The sequence below is a fragment of the Mycoplana dimorpha genome, from assembly GCF_003046475.1.
Classification (GTDB): domain Bacteria; phylum Pseudomonadota; class Alphaproteobacteria; order Rhizobiales; family Rhizobiaceae; genus Mycoplana; species Mycoplana dimorpha.
The window spans coordinates 468689-485155 of sequence record NZ_PZZZ01000004.1 but is presented as its reverse complement, the minus strand read 5'-3'; the positions used below and the strand labels follow the sequence as shown (position 1 = coordinate 485155).

The window sequence follows — 16467 nt, the reverse complement described above, 5'->3', positions numbered from 1 at the left end:
CCCGCCGTTAGGCTGGACGGCTGATTTATGGGGTGGATGTCGGCGTCAGACCCGGGCGCGTCGGCCGCGCTCGCGGGTCGGCGCGGATGCGGCCTCGTCTGCCGACTTGTTGCGAAGCGGACCGATTGCTTCGATGATCGTCTCGAGCGTCGGGCGGGGGCGGGGCTCGTGGGCGTCGAGCGCCTGGCGCATCGCCGCGAGATGGTCGCACGAGGTGCCGCAACAGCCGCCGATAATGCGGGCGCCGGCGTCGCGGGCGAGACGTGCATATTCAGCCATCAGCGGCGGGGTGCCGGAATAATATATCACGGCGCCGCGGTATTCGGGGATGCCGCAATTGCCCTTGACGACGATCGTCGCCGAGGGATCGGCGCCGGTCATGTCGAGCAGCGATGACAGGATGTCGGAGGCGCCGACGCCGCAATTGGCGCCGACCGCAACGGGACCTTGGCCGATGTCGCCGGCCACGCCGTGGATGTCCTTCGGATGCAGGCCCATCATCGTCTTGCCGGCCGTGTCGAACGAACCGGTATAGACGAACGGCAAGCCGATCTTCACGGCCGCCTCGGCCGCGGCGCGGATCTCGTCCGGCGACGACATGGTCTCGATCCAGGCGACGTCGGCGCCGCCGGCCTTGAGGCCCTCGATCTGCTCGGCGAAGGCGGCTACTGCATCGTCGTAGGTCATCGCCCCGAGCGGGACGAGCAGTTCGCCGGTCGGACCGACGGAGCCTGCGACGATGACCTTGCGCGGCGCCGCATCCGCAACCGCGCGGGCGATCTCCGCGGCGCGCCTGTTCAGGTCGAAGACTCGGTCCTGTGCCTTGTGCAGCTTCAGCCGGTGGCGGGTGCCGCCGAAGGTGTTGGTCAGGATGATGTCGGCGCCGGCTTCGACGAAGTCCTGGTGCAGCTTCGTAATGCTTTCCGGCCGGGCCTCGTTCCAAAGCTCCGGTGCCTCGCCGGCCTCCAGCCCCATGGCGAAAAGGGACGTCCCGGTCGCGCCATCGGCCAGCAGGAACGGCTTTTCGGCAAGCAGGGCAGCAAGGGCATTGGTCTCGGTCGTCATCGAACGGTCCTTCGTTGCGGGCCGGCCCTGACGTGCGGCGGTCTGTGTCCAGGGACGGTGGGAAATGATTTAACGATATAAAGATTTGTTTATATCGACGCAAGCGCGACGGGCGGATGCGCACCGAAATACAAAAGGGGCGCCGCACGGACGCCCCCGCCTTTCGCACGCCGTTACGCGTCAGGCTGCGGCCTGGGCGTGCTGGTCGTGCTCGGCCGGCGTGACCATGGAGGCGATGATCGCCGCGAGCGGTATCGAGCCGATCGGCCGGTTGGATGCGTCAACGACATGGGCTATCGTCTGGTTGGCCGCCGTCATGGCGCGGGCTGCCGCCTCGAGCACCGTCCCTGCGGCGATCGGCATGCCTTCCGGATTGCCGGCCAGCGGCGTCATGATCGTTTCGACGTTGATGACGCGGCCGCGGTTGACCTCCTTGACGAAGGCGGTGATGTAGTCGTCGGCGGGGTTCAGCACGATCTCCTGGCCGGTACCCTGCTGGACGACCTTACCGTCGCGCAGGATGGCGATCTTGTCGCCGAGGCGCAGCGCCTCGTCGAGGTCGTGGGTGATGAACACCACGGTCTTCTTCAATTCCTTCTGCAGTTCGAGCAGGACCGTCTGCATGTCGACGCGGATCAGCGGGTCGAGGGCGGAATAGGCCTCGTCCATCAGCAGGATGTCGGCGTCGTTGGTCAATGCCCGCGCCAGCCCGACGCGCTGCTGCATGCCGCCGGAAAGCTGGTTGGGATAGTGGTTCTCGAAGCCCGAAAGCCCGACGCGTTCGATCCAGTGGCGGGCCCGCTTCTGGCGCTCGGCGGCCGGCACGCCCTGGATCTCCAGCCCGTAGACCGTGTTCTCGATGACGGTCCGGTGCGGCAGCAGGGCGAATTTCTGGAACACCATCGCCGTCTTGTGGCGGCGGAAATCGCGCAGGTCGGCCTCGTTCATCCGACAGACGTCAACGCCGTCGTAGAGGACCTCGCCGGCGGTCGGCTCGATCAGCCGGTTGATGTGGCGGATGAGGGTCGACTTTCCCGAGCCGGACAGGCCCATCACCACCATGACGCCCCCGGCCGGCATGGAGATGTTGATGTCCTGCAGACCGAGCACATGGCCGTATTTCTCGTTCAGTTCGGACTTCGACATGCCGGCCTTCACCCGGTCGATAAAGTCGACGCCGTTCGGGCCGAAGATCTTGTAAAGGTTCCTGATTTCGATTGCGTGACTAGCCATGTACTACCTCCGTATGCTTTTGCAGCCGCTTGCCGTAGGCCTGGCTGGTCCGATCGAAAATGATGGCGATCGCGACGAGTGCGAAGCCGTTGAGAAAACCGACGGTGAAGAACTGATTGTTGATGGCGCCGAGCACGTTCTTGCCGAGGCCGCCGACGCCCACCATCGACGCGACGACGACCATCGCCAGTGACATCATGATCGTCTGGTTGATGCCCGCCATGATCGTCGGCAGGGCGAGCGGGAACTGGACATTCTTCAGCTTCTGCCAGCTCGAGGAGCCAAAGGCGTCCGCCGCCTCCAGCACCTCGCGGTCTACGAGGCGGATGCCGAGGTTGGTCAGCCGGATCATAGGCGGGATGGCGTAGATGACGACGGCGATCATGCCGGGCACCTTGCCGATGCCGAAAACCATCACGACGGGGATGAGGTAGACGAAGCTCGGCATCGTCTGCATCACGTCGAGAACCGGATTGACGAAGGACTGGACCCGGTCGAAGCGCGCCATGAGGATGCCGATCGGGATGCCCAGCACCACGGCGAACAGGGTGCAGACCGTCGTCATCGCCAGCGTCACCATGGCGTCGTTCCACAGGCCGAACAGGCCGATGAACAGCATGGCGGCGGCGGTGCCGATGGTGACGTTCTGGCTGCGGCTGCAAGAATAGACGACCACGAGCATCACCGTCAGCACGATCGGCCAGGGCGAGGTGACGAACAGCCGCTCAAGGAAGTTCAGGAACGTCTGCAGCGGCTGCACGGCCGCGTCGATGATCGACGAATATGAACGTACGAGCCCCTTGAATCCTTCGTCGATCACCTTGCGACCGCCACGAATCGTGGAATCGCTCAAGGCGGGAAACCTGCAAACCACTGCTGGCATGTTGTCGCACAATGCCATCTCGATCCCCTTGTTCTGCCGGATGCCGCCGTCGCGCCATCTCCGTCGCAGTGTGCCGGGCGCCGCTCCTGGCGGCTCTTGTTCTGTTCTCCGACACGCAGCCTTCTTACACGCTAGGCGGGCTGCTTTCTTGTGCTGATTGCGACCTTGCTTTTTAAATTACCGTATCGGCGCGGATTCGCCTTAACGCGGCGATGCGGCCGGCAGCACACCGGTCCGCGATGCCGTTGCGCCGATCCGGTCAGAGCGCACCCTTGACCTTGGCGGCAACCTCCGGGCTGACCCAGGTCGTCCACAGGTCCGGATAGGTCTGCAGGAAGTACTTGGCAGCGTCCTCGTTGGTGCCCTGGTTGTCGGCCATCCAGGCAAGAACCTTGCTGACCGTCTGGTTGTCCCACTGCCGGGTCTTGACGTAGTCCATGGCCACGCCCGCCTTTTCGGCAAACTGCTTCGTCACGATCGTGGTGACCTCGGCCACCGGATAGCCGTTGACCTTGGGCTGCGGACAGTCGGCAACGGCGGTGCAGGCATCCCATTCCTTCTTGTCGAACTCGACACCGAAGGACAGCTTGGTCATCTCGTACTTTCCGAGGATGGCCGTGGGCGCCCAGTAGTAGCCGAGCCAGCCGATCTTCTTCTCGAAGGCATTTGCGATCGACCCGTCAAGCCCTGCCGCCGAGCCGGTGTCGACCAGGTCGAAGCCGGCCTTGTCCGCCTCGAGTGCCTTGAACAGGTTGGCGGTCGAAATCTGGCAGCTCCAGCCGGCCGGGCAGTTGTAGATGGCCGCCCGCGAGGGATCTTCAGGTGCCGGGAACAGCTCCGGATGCTTGAGCGCGTCGTTGACCGTCTTGATGTCCGGATGTGCGTCGGCGATGAACTTGGGAATCCACCAGCCCTGCACGCCGCCTTCGGAAAGCAGCGGCGCGGCCTTGATCAGGCGACCTTCGGCGACCGCCGCTTCCAGCGCCGTGCGTACCGAATCCACCCAGAACTCCGGCGCCATGTCCGGTTCTGCCTTCTCGTTCATCGAGGCGAAGGTGGGCGTGGTGTCGCCGGCAACCAGCGTGACGGTACAACCGTAGCCGTTTTCGAGAATGAGCTTGTCGACCTGTGCGGCAACGCCGGCCGATGCCCAGTTCATCTCCGCAATCGAAACGCTGCCGCAATCGGCAGCCTGCGCAAGGCCTGTGCTGGCGTACAGGGCGGCGGCGACGATGGTTGAAGCGAGCAGCGTCTTCATGGTCCTGTGACCTCCCAGTCTCAGATGCAGTATTAATGTATGGCGGGGCAGGGACTGCACTCCTGTCTGCCGGGCGTAACGAAGTCGTGCGGTTTCCCGGCGGGCAGGTCAGGCATGTCGATGCCTGTTGGCAGCGAGGTCCGTTCCTGTCGATCGACGGCGGAACCCTTTCATGGGGCGAACGCATAGTATCGCCCTGTTCAGCCTACGGTTTCCGACGGAGAAATCAACCTTGCGGTCGTGAACTTGGGTATTTGCAACGGCACCTTTATCATTGGCGCGTCTTAGGTCCGGCACCGTCGTCGCAAGCCGGAGCGGCCGACAGGCAATGCGCGCGAGAGGGCCGGCGGCGGGACGCCGGTCTGCGGCAGCGGCAGGGCCGCCGCGTTGCGCGCCTAATTCGCACGGATTTACCAAGGCTTAATCTCTCAATAACGATCCGGTAACGATGTGCGGTTATCTATCTCGTCACGGCAGCCAAGCCGGGCCCCGGATCAGGTAGTGCGTCCCGGGGCAAAGCATTTTCGGCATCGTCCGTGCTCAGGATGGCCGCGGCCGCGCATCGCGCCGCTGCGGCCGGCCCCGCCTCAGATCAGTGCAGCAAAAAAAGCGCCTCCGCCGTGGGGCGAGCGTGTTGGTTGATCGTGCCGGCAGCCGCCTCAGCCGACGCTGCGGGTGCGTATGACGCCGAGCGGCCCGGCCGGGGCCTCGGCGATGAGGTTGCGCACGCGCGATTGGACCTGCGGCGCCCGGCCATGCCATGCGATCTGCACGAAATTCGGTTTGCTGAAGATGTACAGCATGGTCTCGATCCCTCTTGCGCGGCGCCCATCGCGCCGTCGCTTTCAGGCAGAGATGTAGGCCAACGGATTGCTGAAATCCCAGCCGTTCCCGGCATTGAATGTCGCAATCAGGATGCCCGGCGGCAAGGCACTGTCCAGGCGTCTTCAAAGACGGCGGCGCGTGTTGAAACGCGGCAGAATGGCGGCGCTTTCGGGACTTTGCGGCTGCCGGGTGCGATGCTAGTTAATACGCATGACACGCAAGATCATGCTGCAGGGAACCGGCTCCGATGTCGGCAAGACGGTGCTGGTGGCCGGGCTGTGCCGGATCGCCGCCAATCGCGGGCTGAGGGTGCGGCCGTTCAAGCCGCAGAACATGTCCAACAACGCCGCCGTTTCGGCTGACGGTGGTGAGATCGGCCGGGCACAGTGGCTGCAGGCGCTGGCGGCCCGCACCGCGTCGTCGGTGCACATGAACCCCGTTCTCCTCAAGCCGCAGTCCGAAACCGGCAGCCAGATCGTCGTGCAGGGCAAGGTGTTCGGCCAGGCGAAGGGGAGGGGCTACCAGGCCCTGAAACCGCGGCTGCTCGGGGCGGTGATGGAGAGCTTCGAAACGGTCTGCGGCGGTGCGGACCTGGTGGTGGTCGAAGGCGCCGGCTCGCCGGCGGAGATCAACCTCAGGGCCGGCGACATCGCCAACATGGGTTTTGCCACGCGGGCAGGGGTCCCGGTGGTGCTCGTCGGCGACATCGACCGCGGCGGGGTGATCGCCTCGCTGGTCGGCACGCAGGCGATCCTGGCGCCGGAAGACCGCGCCATGGTGACGGGCTATCTCATCAACAAGTTCCGCGGGGACGTCACCCTCTTCGACGACGGCATCCGGGCGATTGCGGCGCACACCGGCTGGCCCTGCTTCGGCGTCGTCCCGTGGCTCAAGCACGCCGCGCAACTGCCGGCCGAGGATTCGGTGGTGCTGGAGCGGCTGGCGGCGGGCCGGCCGGGCGCGCTGAAGGTGGCGGTGCCGGTGCTGTCACGGATCGCCAATTTCGACGACCTCGATCCGTTGCGGCAGGAGCCGGACGTCGAACTGGTGTTTATCCGGCCCGGAGAGCGGATCCCGTCCGACGCCGGGCTCGTCGTCCTGCCGGGGTCCAAGGCGACCATCGCCGACCTGAAGGATCTTCGCGCGCAAGGGTGGGACCGCGACCTGGAGCGGCATCATCGCCGCGGCGGGCGGATCATCGGCATCTGCGGCGGCTACCAGATGCTCGGCCGGCGCGTCAGCGACCCGCATGGCATCGAGGGCAACGAGCGCGAGGTCGAGGGGCTCGGCTTCCTCGACGTCGAGACCGAGATGGCGCCGGAAAAGACCGTGCGCAACAGCGCCGCCCGCTCGCTGCGCTACGACGTGCCGCTGGAGGGTTACGAAATCCACCTCGGCCGGACGACCGGGGCCGATTGCGCGCGGCCGGCCGTTGCGATCGACGGTCGCCCGGACGGGGCGACCTCGCCGGACGGACGCGTCTTCGGCACCTACCTGCACGGCTTGCTGTCGAGCGACCCGTTCCGGGCCGGGCTCTTGGCCGAGTTCGGGATCACCGGCGGCGGCTTCGACTATCGCGGCGCGGTGGATGCGGCGCTGGACGGGGTGGCAGCCGAACTCGAGGCGGTGCTTGATCCGGCCTGGCTCTCGACGCTCCTGGGAACCTAAACCCGGCTCGATTATTCATCCGCTGAGAGACGTCTTTTACAGCGAGCGCCGGCATATTGGGTTATGATCGATAACCAAAGTTGTGCCGGAATTTCATGCCAGTGGCTCTGCGGTGCTGTCCGCCGCTGCCCTGCCGCGGATGTCGTTGGATGAGATCGAAAGGAAGTAGGGGATGACCCACGCGCGTTTCGCAAAAATCGGATTGGCCGGCCTGCTCGGCCTTGCGCTGGTCGGCGGAGCGGCGGTCCAGGCGGCGGACACGAAACCGCCGGTCAGTGCCGGCAAGCGCTGGGAGTCCGAATTCTCAATGTGGCAGAAGGTTTCCGCCAGCAGCGATCCGGCCGGCTATCAGGACTATCTCGATCAATACCCGAACGGGACCTTCGCCTCGATGGCCCGGCTGCGGCTTGCCGAACTCAATGCGGCCGGCGTCGAAAAGCCTTCGCCGGAGACGACCGGAACGACCGACGATGCGGCGGGCAGGGCTTCCGCTGCCGCAAAGGCTGCCGAAGATGCTGCTGCCGAGAAGGAAAGAGCCAAGGCCGCCGAGGCGCAGCGACTGAAGGCCGAGCAGGAGGCCAAGGTCGCCGCGGAAAAGGCGCAGGCCGAGGCGCAGCGGCAGGCTGCGGAAGCCCAACGCAAGCGCGAAGCGGAGGCAGTCGAGGCGGAGCGGCGCAGGGCCGAGCAGCAGGAAAAGGCGGAAGAGGCGCACCGCAAGGCGGAAGAGCAGGCCAAGGCTGCGGCCGAGGCGAAGGCCAAGGCTGACCAGGCGGCGGCAGCCAGGGCCAAGGCGGAAGCCGAACAGGCAGCCGCGGAGGCGGAACGCAAGCGGGCCGAAGCGGCAGCGGAGGCCGGGCGCCTGAAGGCCGAACAGGAGGCCCGGGCTGCGGCCGAGGCGAAGGCGAAGGCCGATGCCGCTGCCGCCGACAGGGCGCGTGCCGAGGCGGCGCTTGCCGAGGCCGAAGCCGAGCGCGCCAGGGCCGAAGAGGCGGCCGCGGCGGCGCGCCTGAAAGCCGAAGAGGTCGCCCGTGACAACGCCGAGGCGAAAGACCAGGTCGCCACGTCGGGCCAGCCGGCATCGCCGGACAGCCCCGATGCACTCGACACCGAGGCGCTTCCCACCGGGCCGGAGGCATCGCCCAAGACCGACACCGCGAAGTCGGCCGACGTGCCGGACAATTCCGCTGCGCAGTCCGCTCCGGCCGGCGAAGCCGCAAAGTCCGGGCCTGAAGCGCCCGCAGCTCCAGATGCCATGGCCTCCAAGGAAGCCGACGCAACGGCCGCCAACGAAGCAGACGCGGAGGCCGCCAAGCGCCTCGCGCGTCGCGAGGACAACAGCTGGAGCCGTGCCATCCTGAACGGCAGCCGCGACGCCTACAGGGCATATCTCGACGAATTTCCAAACGGCCGCTTTGCCGCCGATGCGCGGCAGCGCCTCGCAGCCGTCACAAAGGAGAGCGAGGCTGCCTCCGGCGCCGAGGCGAACAGCAGCGACGTTGCGACCGGCAAACTGGATACGGGCAACTCGGTTGCCGAAGCCGACAGAAGCAGCGGCGTTGCCCCGGAGCCCGCGGCTCCGCAACCATCGCAACCCCGGTCGACGGCGCAGGCCCCGAAGGTCTACCAGACCCCGCCGGATGTGCGCGAGGCGTGGCTTGAGACCGGCATCCGTGCCCAGACGCAGCGTTACCTGAACGCGCTCGGCTATGACACGGGCGGAGCCGACGGCGTGTTCGGTCCCCGCACGCGCGCCGCCATCGCGGCCTGGCAGCGCTCGCTCGGCCTTCGCGCCGATGGTTACCTGAGCCGCAAACAGTTCCTGCAGCTGCGCGATTCCGCCCAATTCGCCGAAAACCGCAAGCGCCAGCGCGCCGTCCAGGACTACGGTCGCGATCCCTACTACGGCAACGAATACTATCTCGAAGGGCCGGCGGACGGTTACTATGAGGGGCCCGTCGACGGATACTACGACCGTCCGGCCGATCGCGGCGGGCTTTATCCCAGCGGCCCGGGCTACTAGCGGCCGCCACCCGGCCTGATGACCTGTCGCGGGCACGGTCGCCGACGCCGGATTCCGGATGATGGATGGCGCGGCCCGTCGGTTGACTTCCGCATCCGACGGACATAATCATCGCAGCATTGGATGGTGCGCCGGTCCGGGAACGGATTGGCGCGTAAATGGGAACGTGACGGGTGGACCCAATCAGGGCGCCCTAATCACGGCCGACCCCGCGACTGTAGAGTGGCGAGGCCTGTCCGACCGGGTCGAACGATCCGGCAAAGCCACTGGGTGGCGGCATGATGAACCGGGGCTGGACGCCTCTATGTCTACGAATCGTCCGCTCTTCATGCCGCTTTCACCCGGGAAGGCGAGGACATGCCGCCGGCGCACATGCGCCTGACGCCGCGAGCCAGGAGACCTGCCGGCCAATGAAGGGCATCGTGCCCGACCCTGGGGATGTTCCCCGCTGCCAGCACGGAGGTTGTCATGGCTGTTTCTCACGTTTCCTCGAATTCCCTCTCGCTCAACGATCGTCTCTTCGCAGGCATCACCGCGCTGCTGCTCGGCGCCTTCCTGGTGTTCGGCGCAGGTCTGGCCAACTCGTCGGTCCTGCACGATACGGCCCACGACACCCGTCACGCCTACGGCTTCCCCTGCCACTAAGGGGGGGGTGACATGATCGTCAAATATCTCCTGGCCGCTCTGGTGGCCGGGCTGTTCTCCGGCGCGCTGATGACGGCCGCCCAGGAGGCGCGCGTGATTCCGCTCATTCTCCACGCCGAGGAGTATGAGGGCGGGGAAGCCGCGCCTGCTCCGGCGGGTACCGAAGCCCAGCCCCCCGAAGCCCAGCCCGGTTCGACGCACGAGCACTCCGCGCTCGACATCGGTGCGGTCCTGTCCGAAGTCGCCGGCTATCTGTCGCCGGTTTCGGTGGCCTATGCCCATGGCGGCGAGGCGCACGATGACGAGGGTGGCATCATGTTCGGCATGAGCCGGTTCTCCGGCACGCTCTTTGCCAATCTGGTGGCCGGCGCCGGCTTCGCCCTGCTTCTTGCAGGCGTCAGCCTCGTATCCGGCAACCCGATCACGGTCGCAAATGGCGCGCTGTGGGGGGCTGCGGGGTGGCTTGCGGTGCATCTGCTGCCGGCCATCGGCCTGCCGCCGGAACTGCCGGGCTTTCCGGCTGCCGAACTGGCCGACCGCCAGGTCTGGTGGATGGCGACCGTCGCGCTTTCGGCGGGCGGGCTCTACCTGCTGATCCTGATGGACGGGCTGGCCGCCAAGGTCGCCGGCATCGTCCTGATCGCTGCACCGCACGTCTATGGCGCACCGCAGCCGGCGGACATCACCAGCAATGTGCCGGCCGTGCTCGGAGCCGAGTTCGCCGTCGCCGCGCTCGCCACGACGCTGTTCTTCTGGATCGTGCTCGGCCTGTCGCTCGGCTTCGCCAACGAGAAGATCGCAAAGGCTGATCGATGAAAACGACATCGCCCGGAGCCGTCCTGGTTCTGGGCGGTGCCCGTTCCGGAAAATCTGCATTCGCCGAGAAGCTGGTCGCCGGGACCGGCCTTGCGAAGCACTATATCGCCACCGGGCGGGCCTGGGACGAGGAGATGCGGGAGCGCATCGAGCAGCACAAGGTCCAGCGCGGCAGCCACGGCTGGATCACCCACGAGGAACCGCTGGCGCTGCCCGAACGCATCAACGACACCGCTCGCGACGATCGCGTCCTCCTCGTCGACTGCCTGACCCTATGGGTCACCAACTTGATGCTCGAAGGCCACGATATACCGGCGGCCTTCGACGATCTCTCCGCAGCCGTCGTGACGGCGCCCGGGCGGCTGGTCTTCGTCTCCAACGAGGTCGGCCTCGGCATCGTTCCGGACAACAAGATGGCGCGCGAATTTCGCGACCACGCCGGCCGGTTGCACCAGCAGATGGCGCAGCTTGCCACCGAAGTCTATTTTGTCGCGGCAGGCCTGCCGCTGAAAATGAAGGGTTGAGCCATGCTCCAGCAGAAGATTCCCGCCACCGTCATCACCGGCTTCCTTGGCGCCGGCAAGACGACGATGATCCGCAACCTGCTGCAGAACGCCAACGGCAAGCGCATCGCGCTGATCATCAACGAGTTCGGCGATCTCGGCGTCGACGGCGACGTGCTGAAGGGCTGCGGTGCCGAAGCCTGCACCGAGGATGACATCATCGAGCTGACCAACGGCTGCATCTGCTGCACCGTCGCCGACGATTTCATCCCGACCATGTCGAAGCTGCTGGAGCGCGAGAACCGCCCCGACCACATCGTCATCGAGACCTCCGGGCTGGCGCTGCCGCAGCCGCTCGTCGCCGCCTTCAACTGGCCGGAGATCAAGACGCAGGTGACGGTCGACGGCGTCGTGACCGTCGTCGACAGCGCCGCCGTCGCCGCCGGCCGCTTCGCCGACGACCATGACCGGGTCGACGCGCTGCGCGTCGAGGACGACAACCTCGACCACGAGAGCCCGCTGGAGGAGCTGTTCGAGGACCAGCTGACCGCAGCCGACCTGATCGTTCTCAACAAGACCGACCTGATCGACGCCGCCGGGCTGAAGATGGTGCGCGACGAGGTCGCCTCGCGCATCACCCGCAAGCCGACGATGATCGAGGCGAAGAACGGCGAGGTCGCCGCCGCCGTCCTGCTCGGCCTTGGCGTCGGCTCCGAGGACGACATCGCCAACCGCAAGTCGCATCACGACCTGGAGCACGAGAACGACGTGGAGCACGACCACGACCATGACGAGTTCGAAAGCTTCGTCGTCGAAGTCGGCGCCGTCGCAGATCCGGCCGCCTTCGTCGAGCGGCTGAAGGCCGTCATCGCCGAGCACGACATCCTGCGGCTCAAGGGCTTTGCCGACGTGCCCGGCAAGCCGATGCGCCTCTTGATCCAGGCCGTCGGCAGCCGCATCGACCAGTATTTCGAGCGCGCCTGGAAGTCCGGCGAGACCCGCGGCACCCGCCTCGTCGTCATCGGCCTGCACGACATCGACGAGCCCGCCATTCGCGCCGCCGTCGCCGCTGCGGCGGACTGAGGTCGAGGCCGTGTTTCAGGGGCAGGGCGATCGCATACCGGCTCCTTCTTCTCCCCAGCGGGGAGAAGGTGGCCCGCAGGGCCGGATGAGGGGGCGGCGCGAGGCGCCAGCGCGTGCCCCAGCTCCCGCTCACCGCCCCGCACCCGCTCCGGCCCTCTTTCTGGCGGGAAGATGGCGTCGGCTGCGATCGCGACAACTCGGACGCAATAACCCCGCCTGCGAGGGCGCTCGCCGGCTGATCGACAGGGTCTGTCCCGAGCTTCAATCCCGTGGAGGGCACCCATGCACCTTCTCCTAGCCCAGAAAGGCACGATCGCCGACGGCAAGGAGGCGATCGACCTCGGCCAGTCGCCGGGCGACGTGCTGTTTTTGTCCGCCGCCGATACCGAGCTTGCCGCGATCGCCGCCGCCCACCGCGGCCGGCAGACGGCAACGCGGCTGCGGCTCGCCAGCCTCGCCTCGCTCTCCCACCCGATGTCGGTCGACACCTATGTCGAGCGCACGGCGCGGCATGCGAAGCTGATCGTCATCCGCGCCCTCGGCGGCGCCAGCTATTTCCGCTACGTGCTCGAAGCGCTGCATGCGACCGCGGTGGCCAACGACATTGCCCTGGTGTCGCTGCCGGGCGACGACCGGCCGGACGAGGGACTGGCGGCGTTCAACCGCATCGCCGAGGAAGACCGGCTCGCTCTGTGGGCCTACCTGACCGAGGGCGGGGCGGACAACGCCACCCGCTTCCTCGCCTATGCGGACGCGCTCGTCTTTGGCGGCGAAAAACCGGCAGCGGCGACGCCGCTGGAAAAGGCGGGCATCTGGTGGCCGGGCAGGGGCGTCGTCGACGTCGAGACCTGGGCCGGGCTTTGCCACGTGCCTTCCGCGGCCCCCACGGTCGCCATCTGCTTCTACCGCGCCTATGTCCAGAGCGGCGCAACCGCCCCGGTCGAGCTGTTGATCGAGGCTCTGGCCGCCGAGGGCGTGAGGGCGCTGCCGGTCTTCGTCTCCAGCCTCAAGGATCCCGCCTCGATCGAAACCCTGCGGGCGGCCTTTGCCGCGGCCCCGCCGGACGTGGTGCTGAATGCCACCAGCTTCGCCGTCTCGGCGCCTGGCGCAAACCGCAAGGCCACGGTGCTCGACGAGGGCGGCGCGCAGGTGCTGCAGGTGATCTTTTCCGGCTCCTCGCGCGCCGCGTGGGAAGGCTCGGGTCAAGGGCTGACGGCGCGCGACCTCGGAATGAACGTCTCGCTGCCGGAGGTCGATGGCCGGGTGCTGGCCCGCGCCGTCTCCTTCAAGTCGGCGGCCCGCTGGGACGCCGAGGTCGAGACCAACATCCTCGGCCTCGAGCCGGTCGAGGACCGCATCCGCTTCTCCGCCCGCCTTGCCGCCAACTGGGCGCGGCTGCGCCGGACGGCGGCCGCAGAGCGCCGCGTCGCGCTGGTCATGGCCAACTATCCGAACCGCGACGGCCGCCTCGGCAACGGCGTCGGCCTCGATACGCCGGCCGGCACGCTGGAAATTTTGCGGTCGATGCGCACCGGCGGTTATGTCACCGGCGATCTGCCCGCCGACGGCGACGCCCTGATGGCGCACTTGATGGCCGGGCCGACCAATGCAGCGGGCGATGGGCGCGAGATCCGCGAAACCATTTCCCTGAATCGCTACAAAGCGTTCTTCGCCTCTCTTCCCAAACCGGTTCAGGAGGCCGTCACGGCCCGCTGGGGCGTCCCGGAGAGCGACCCGTTCGTCCTTGGTGACGTTTTCGCCCTGCCGCTCGCCCGCTTCGGCGAGACGCTGGTCGGCATCCAGCCGGCGCGCGGCTACAACATCGACCCGAAGGATACCTACCACTCGCCGGACCTCGTGCCGCCGCACGGCTACTTCGCCTTCTACGCCCATCTGCGCGAGGTCTTTGGCGCGCATGCGATCGTCCATGTCGGCAAGCACGGCAACCTCGAATGGCTGCCGGGCAAGGCGCTGGCGCTGTCGGAAGCCTGCTATCCGGAAGCGGTGCTCGGGCCGGTCCCGCATCTCTATCCCTTCATCGTCAACGATCCGGGCGAGGGCACCCAGGCCAAGCGCCGCTCCGCCGCCGTCATCATCGACCACCTGACGCCGCCGCTGACGCGCGCCGAGACCTACGGGCCGCTGAAGGACCTGGAGGCGCTTGTCGACGAGTACTACGACGCCTCCGGCGGCGATCCGCGCCGCATCCGGCTTCTCAGCAAGCAGATCATCGATCTGGTCCGCGACATCGGCCTCGACCAGGACGCCGGCATCACCAGGTCGGATGGCGAGGAGACGGCGCTGCAGAAACTCGACGCCTATCTCTGCGACCTGAAGGAGATGCAGATCCGCGACGGCCTGCACATCTTCGGCGTCTCGCCGTCCGGGCGGCTCCTGACCGACCTGACGCTGGCGCTGGCGCGGGTGCCGCGCGGCCTCGGCGAAGGCGGCGACGCCAGTCTGCAGCGGGCGATCGCGGCGGATGCGTTTTCTGGCCGTGGCAAGGTGCGGGAAGCAACCGCGACAGATTTCGCCTTCGACCCGCTCGACTGCACCCCCTCCGACTCGTGGACCGGCCCCAGACCCGCAATCCTCGCGCAGCAAACCGAGGCCCCCTGGCGCACCGCCGGCGACACGGTCGAGCGCATCGAGCTGCTGGCAGCGAAGCTGGTCGGCAACGAACTGCCATGCCCGGCGGGCTGGACCGCCACCCGCGCCGTGCTCGACCAGGTCGAAGCTGCGATCCGGCCGTCCATCGAGGCCTGCGGTGCAGCCGAGATGGCGGCGCTGCTGCGCGGCCTCGACGGGCGCTTCGTCGAGCCGGGCCCCTCCGGCGCGCCGACGCGCGGCCGGCCGGACGTGCTGCCGACCGGGCGCAATTTCTATTCCGTCGACAGCCGCGCCGTGCCGACGCCTGCCGCCTGGGAGCTCGGCAAGAAATCGGCGGAACTGCTGGTGACGCGCTACGCCCAGGACCACGGCGAGTGGCCGATCTCCTTCGGCATCACCGCCTGGGGCACCTCCAACATGCGCACCGGCGGCGACGATATCGCCCAGGCCTTAGCGCTGATCGGCGCCAAGCCCGTCTGGGACACGGTGTCCCGCCGCGTCACCGGCTACGAGATCATCCCGCCGGCGATGCTGCGCCGGCCGCGCGTCGACGTCACGCTGCGGATTTCCGGCTTCTTCCGCGACGCCTTCCCCGAGCAGATCGCCCTGTTCGACCGGGCGGTGCGCGCCATCGGCGCGCTCGACGAGGACGACGAGGACAACCCGATCGCCGCCCGCATGCGCGCCGAGGCGGCAAGTCTCGCCGCGGCTGGCGCCAGCGAGGGCGAGGCGCGGGCGCAGGCCGGCTATCGCGTGTTCGGGGCAAAACCCGGCAGCTATGGCGCCGGGCTGCAGACGATGATGGACGAGGGCCTGTGGAAGGATCGCGGCGACCTCGCCGAGGCCTGGCTTGCCTGGGGCGCGCATGCCTATGGCGGCGAGGGCGAGGACGTTTCCAGCCGCGACCGGCTGGAGGCGCGGATGAAAAGCCTGCAGGCGATCGTCCAGAACCAGGACAATCGCGAGCACGACCTGCTCGACAGCGACGAGTATTACCAGTTCGAGGGCGGCATGGCGGCGGCGGTGGCGCACCTGACCGGCGCCCAGCCGACCGTCTACCACAACGACCACTCGCGGCCGGAAAAGCCGGTCGTGCGCACCCTCGAAGACGAGATCGGCCGGGTGGTGCGCGCCCGCGTCGTCAATCCGAAATGGATCGACGGCGTCATGCGCCACGGCTACAAGGGTGCCTTCGAGCTCGCCGCCACCGTCGATTTCATGTTCGCCTTCGCCGCGACCACCGGTGCCGTCAAGGATCACCATTTCGAAGAGGTCTATCGGGCCTATATTCTCGACGAGCGGGTCCGGGATTTCATGCTCGAGAAGAACCCCGCGGCCCTGAAGGAGATGGCCGATCGGCTGGTCGAGGCGATCGACCGGCGGCTGTGGTCGCCGCGCTCGAACTCGGCAAGGTTCGAGCTGGAGATGATCGCCGAGAAAAGAAGGGCGTCATGACCGAGCTTTCCGGACATTGCCTGTGCAAATCGGTGCGCTTTCGCGTCTCCGGTCCGGGGATCCGCGCCGGCCATTGCCATTGCGAGAGCTGCCGGCGGGCGACCTCGTCGCCGGTGACGACCTTTTTCAGCGTCGCCAGGAAGGACGTGGTGTTCGACGGCGACACGCTGCGCCACTACGCCTCCTCGCCCGGCGTCTCGCGCGGCTTCTGCATCGCCTGCGGCTCGCCGATGAGCTACGAGACGGCGGAGCGGCCGGAGGAGATCGATCTCTTTGTCGGCGCCCTCGAGGACGCGTCCGGCGTGGAGGTCAACAGGCACTGGTTCTGGAGCGAACGGGTCGCGTGGCTTGCCTGCGACGACGACCTGCCCAAGCACGATTGAGGAGCATGCGATGAGCGACA

General features: G+C 67.3%; 13 protein-coding genes and 1 riboswitch. Of the genes, 8 read left to right on the top strand and 5 right to left on the bottom strand.

Annotated elements, in window-relative coordinates; translation table 11 throughout:
* Positions 1-45: 45 nt before the first annotated feature.
* The 5 genes from bmt to C7449_RS21775 form a co-directional block, all read right to left on the bottom strand.
* Complete coding sequence (gene bmt / locus C7449_RS12440; RefSeq protein WP_108003097.1) at positions 46-1065, bottom strand: betaine--homocysteine S-methyltransferase; 1020 nt, start codon at positions 1063-1065, stop codon at positions 46-48.
* 180 nt (positions 1066-1245) lie between these two features.
* Complete coding sequence (locus tag C7449_RS12435; protein WP_108003096.1) at positions 1246-2298, bottom strand: quaternary amine ABC transporter ATP-binding protein; 1053 nt, start codon at positions 2296-2298, stop codon at positions 1246-1248.
* Positions 2291-3199: an ABC transporter permease gene (locus C7449_RS12430; protein ID WP_108003095.1), complete on the bottom strand. Its 909-nt coding sequence runs from the start codon at positions 3197-3199 to the stop codon at positions 2291-2293. Before C7449_RS12430 ends, C7449_RS12435 begins: the two co-directional genes overlap by 8 nt.
* A 241-nt stretch (positions 3200-3440) precedes the next feature.
* A complete protein-coding gene (locus tag C7449_RS12425; protein ID WP_108003094.1) occupies positions 3441-4439 on the bottom strand; it encodes an ABC transporter substrate-binding protein in 999 nt (332 codons plus the stop codon).
* 659 nt (positions 4440-5098) lie between these two features.
* Positions 5099-5242, bottom strand: a complete 144-nt coding sequence (locus C7449_RS21775) for a hypothetical protein (protein WP_170115867.1) — start codon at positions 5240-5242, stop codon at positions 5099-5101.
* A 232-nt stretch (positions 5243-5474) separates the two neighbouring features.
* Between C7449_RS21775 and C7449_RS12420 the strand changes: the two genes are divergently transcribed.
* The 8 genes from C7449_RS12420 (at position 5475) to C7449_RS12385 (ending at position 16447) form a co-directional block, all read left to right on the top strand.
* Positions 5475-6932 carry a cobyric acid synthase gene (locus tag C7449_RS12420; protein ID WP_108003093.1) on the top strand — a complete coding sequence of 486 codons (1458 nt, stop codon included), beginning with the start codon at positions 5475-5477 and terminating at the stop codon, positions 6930-6932.
* Positions 6933-7104: 172 nt separating this feature from the next.
* On the top strand, positions 7105-8952 hold the full coding sequence (locus tag C7449_RS12415) for a peptidoglycan-binding domain-containing protein (RefSeq protein WP_108003092.1): 1848 nt from the start codon (positions 7105-7107) through the stop codon (positions 8950-8952).
* A 107-nt stretch (positions 8953-9059) separates the two neighbouring features.
* A riboswitch (cobalamin riboswitch) is annotated at positions 9060-9374 on the top strand.
* 46 nt (positions 9375-9420) lie between these two features.
* Positions 9421-9597 carry a CbtB domain-containing protein gene (locus tag C7449_RS12410; RefSeq protein WP_108003091.1) on the top strand — a complete coding sequence of 59 codons (177 nt, stop codon included), beginning with the start codon at positions 9421-9423 and terminating at the stop codon, positions 9595-9597.
* A 12-nt stretch (positions 9598-9609) separates the two neighbouring features.
* Positions 9610-10413 (top strand): CbtA family protein, encoded by an 804-nt coding sequence (locus C7449_RS12405; RefSeq protein WP_108003090.1) that lies wholly within the window; start codon positions 9610-9612, stop codon positions 10411-10413.
* Complete coding sequence (gene cobU, locus C7449_RS12400) at positions 10410-10937, top strand: bifunctional adenosylcobinamide kinase/adenosylcobinamide-phosphate guanylyltransferase (protein WP_108003089.1); 528 nt, start codon at positions 10410-10412, stop codon at positions 10935-10937. The genes C7449_RS12405 and cobU overlap by 4 nt, the downstream gene beginning before the upstream one ends.
* A 3-nt stretch (positions 10938-10940) precedes the next feature.
* Positions 10941-11999 (top strand): cobalamin biosynthesis protein CobW, encoded by a 1059-nt coding sequence (cobW, locus tag C7449_RS12395; protein ID WP_108003088.1) that lies wholly within the window; start codon positions 10941-10943, stop codon positions 11997-11999.
* Positions 12000-12281: 282 nt separating this feature from the next.
* Positions 12282-16064 (top strand): cobaltochelatase subunit CobN, encoded by a 3783-nt coding sequence (gene cobN / locus C7449_RS12390; RefSeq protein WP_108003087.1) that lies wholly within the window; start codon positions 12282-12284, stop codon positions 16062-16064.
* Complete coding sequence (locus C7449_RS12385) at positions 16061-16447, top strand: GFA family protein (RefSeq protein ID WP_108003086.1); 387 nt, start codon at positions 16061-16063, stop codon at positions 16445-16447. The genes cobN and C7449_RS12385 overlap by 4 nt, the downstream gene beginning before the upstream one ends.
* The last annotated feature ends 20 nt before the right edge of the window (positions 16448-16467 follow it).

Coding starts and splice junctions, on each gene's coding strand:
- bmt (WP_108003097.1), bottom strand. CDS start 1,065: ATGACGACCGAGACCAATGCCCTTGCTGCCCTGCTTGCCGAAAAGCCG.
- C7449_RS12435 (WP_108003096.1), bottom strand. CDS start 2,298: ATGGCTAGTCACGCAATCGAAATCAGGAACCTTTACAAGATCTTCGGC.
- C7449_RS12430 (WP_108003095.1), bottom strand. CDS start 3,199: ATGGCATTGTGCGACAACATGCCAGCAGTGGTTTGCAGGTTTCCCGCC.
- C7449_RS12425 (WP_108003094.1), bottom strand. CDS start 4,439: ATGAAGACGCTGCTCGCTTCAACCATCGTCGCCGCCGCCCTGTACGCC.
- C7449_RS21775 (WP_170115867.1), bottom strand. CDS start 5,242: ATGCTGTACATCTTCAGCAAACCGAATTTCGTGCAGATCGCATGGCAT.
- C7449_RS12420 (WP_108003093.1), top strand. CDS start 5,475: ATGACACGCAAGATCATGCTGCAGGGAACCGGCTCCGATGTCGGCAAG.
- C7449_RS12415 (WP_108003092.1), top strand. CDS start 7,105: ATGACCCACGCGCGTTTCGCAAAAATCGGATTGGCCGGCCTGCTCGGC.
- C7449_RS12410 (WP_108003091.1), top strand. CDS start 9,421: ATGGCTGTTTCTCACGTTTCCTCGAATTCCCTCTCGCTCAACGATCGT.
- C7449_RS12405 (WP_108003090.1), top strand. CDS start 9,610: ATGATCGTCAAATATCTCCTGGCCGCTCTGGTGGCCGGGCTGTTCTCC.
- cobU (WP_108003089.1), top strand. CDS start 10,410: ATGAAAACGACATCGCCCGGAGCCGTCCTGGTTCTGGGCGGTGCCCGT.
- cobW (WP_108003088.1), top strand. CDS start 10,941: ATGCTCCAGCAGAAGATTCCCGCCACCGTCATCACCGGCTTCCTTGGC.
- cobN (WP_108003087.1), top strand. CDS start 12,282: ATGCACCTTCTCCTAGCCCAGAAAGGCACGATCGCCGACGGCAAGGAG.
- C7449_RS12385 (WP_108003086.1), top strand. CDS start 16,061: ATGACCGAGCTTTCCGGACATTGCCTGTGCAAATCGGTGCGCTTTCGC.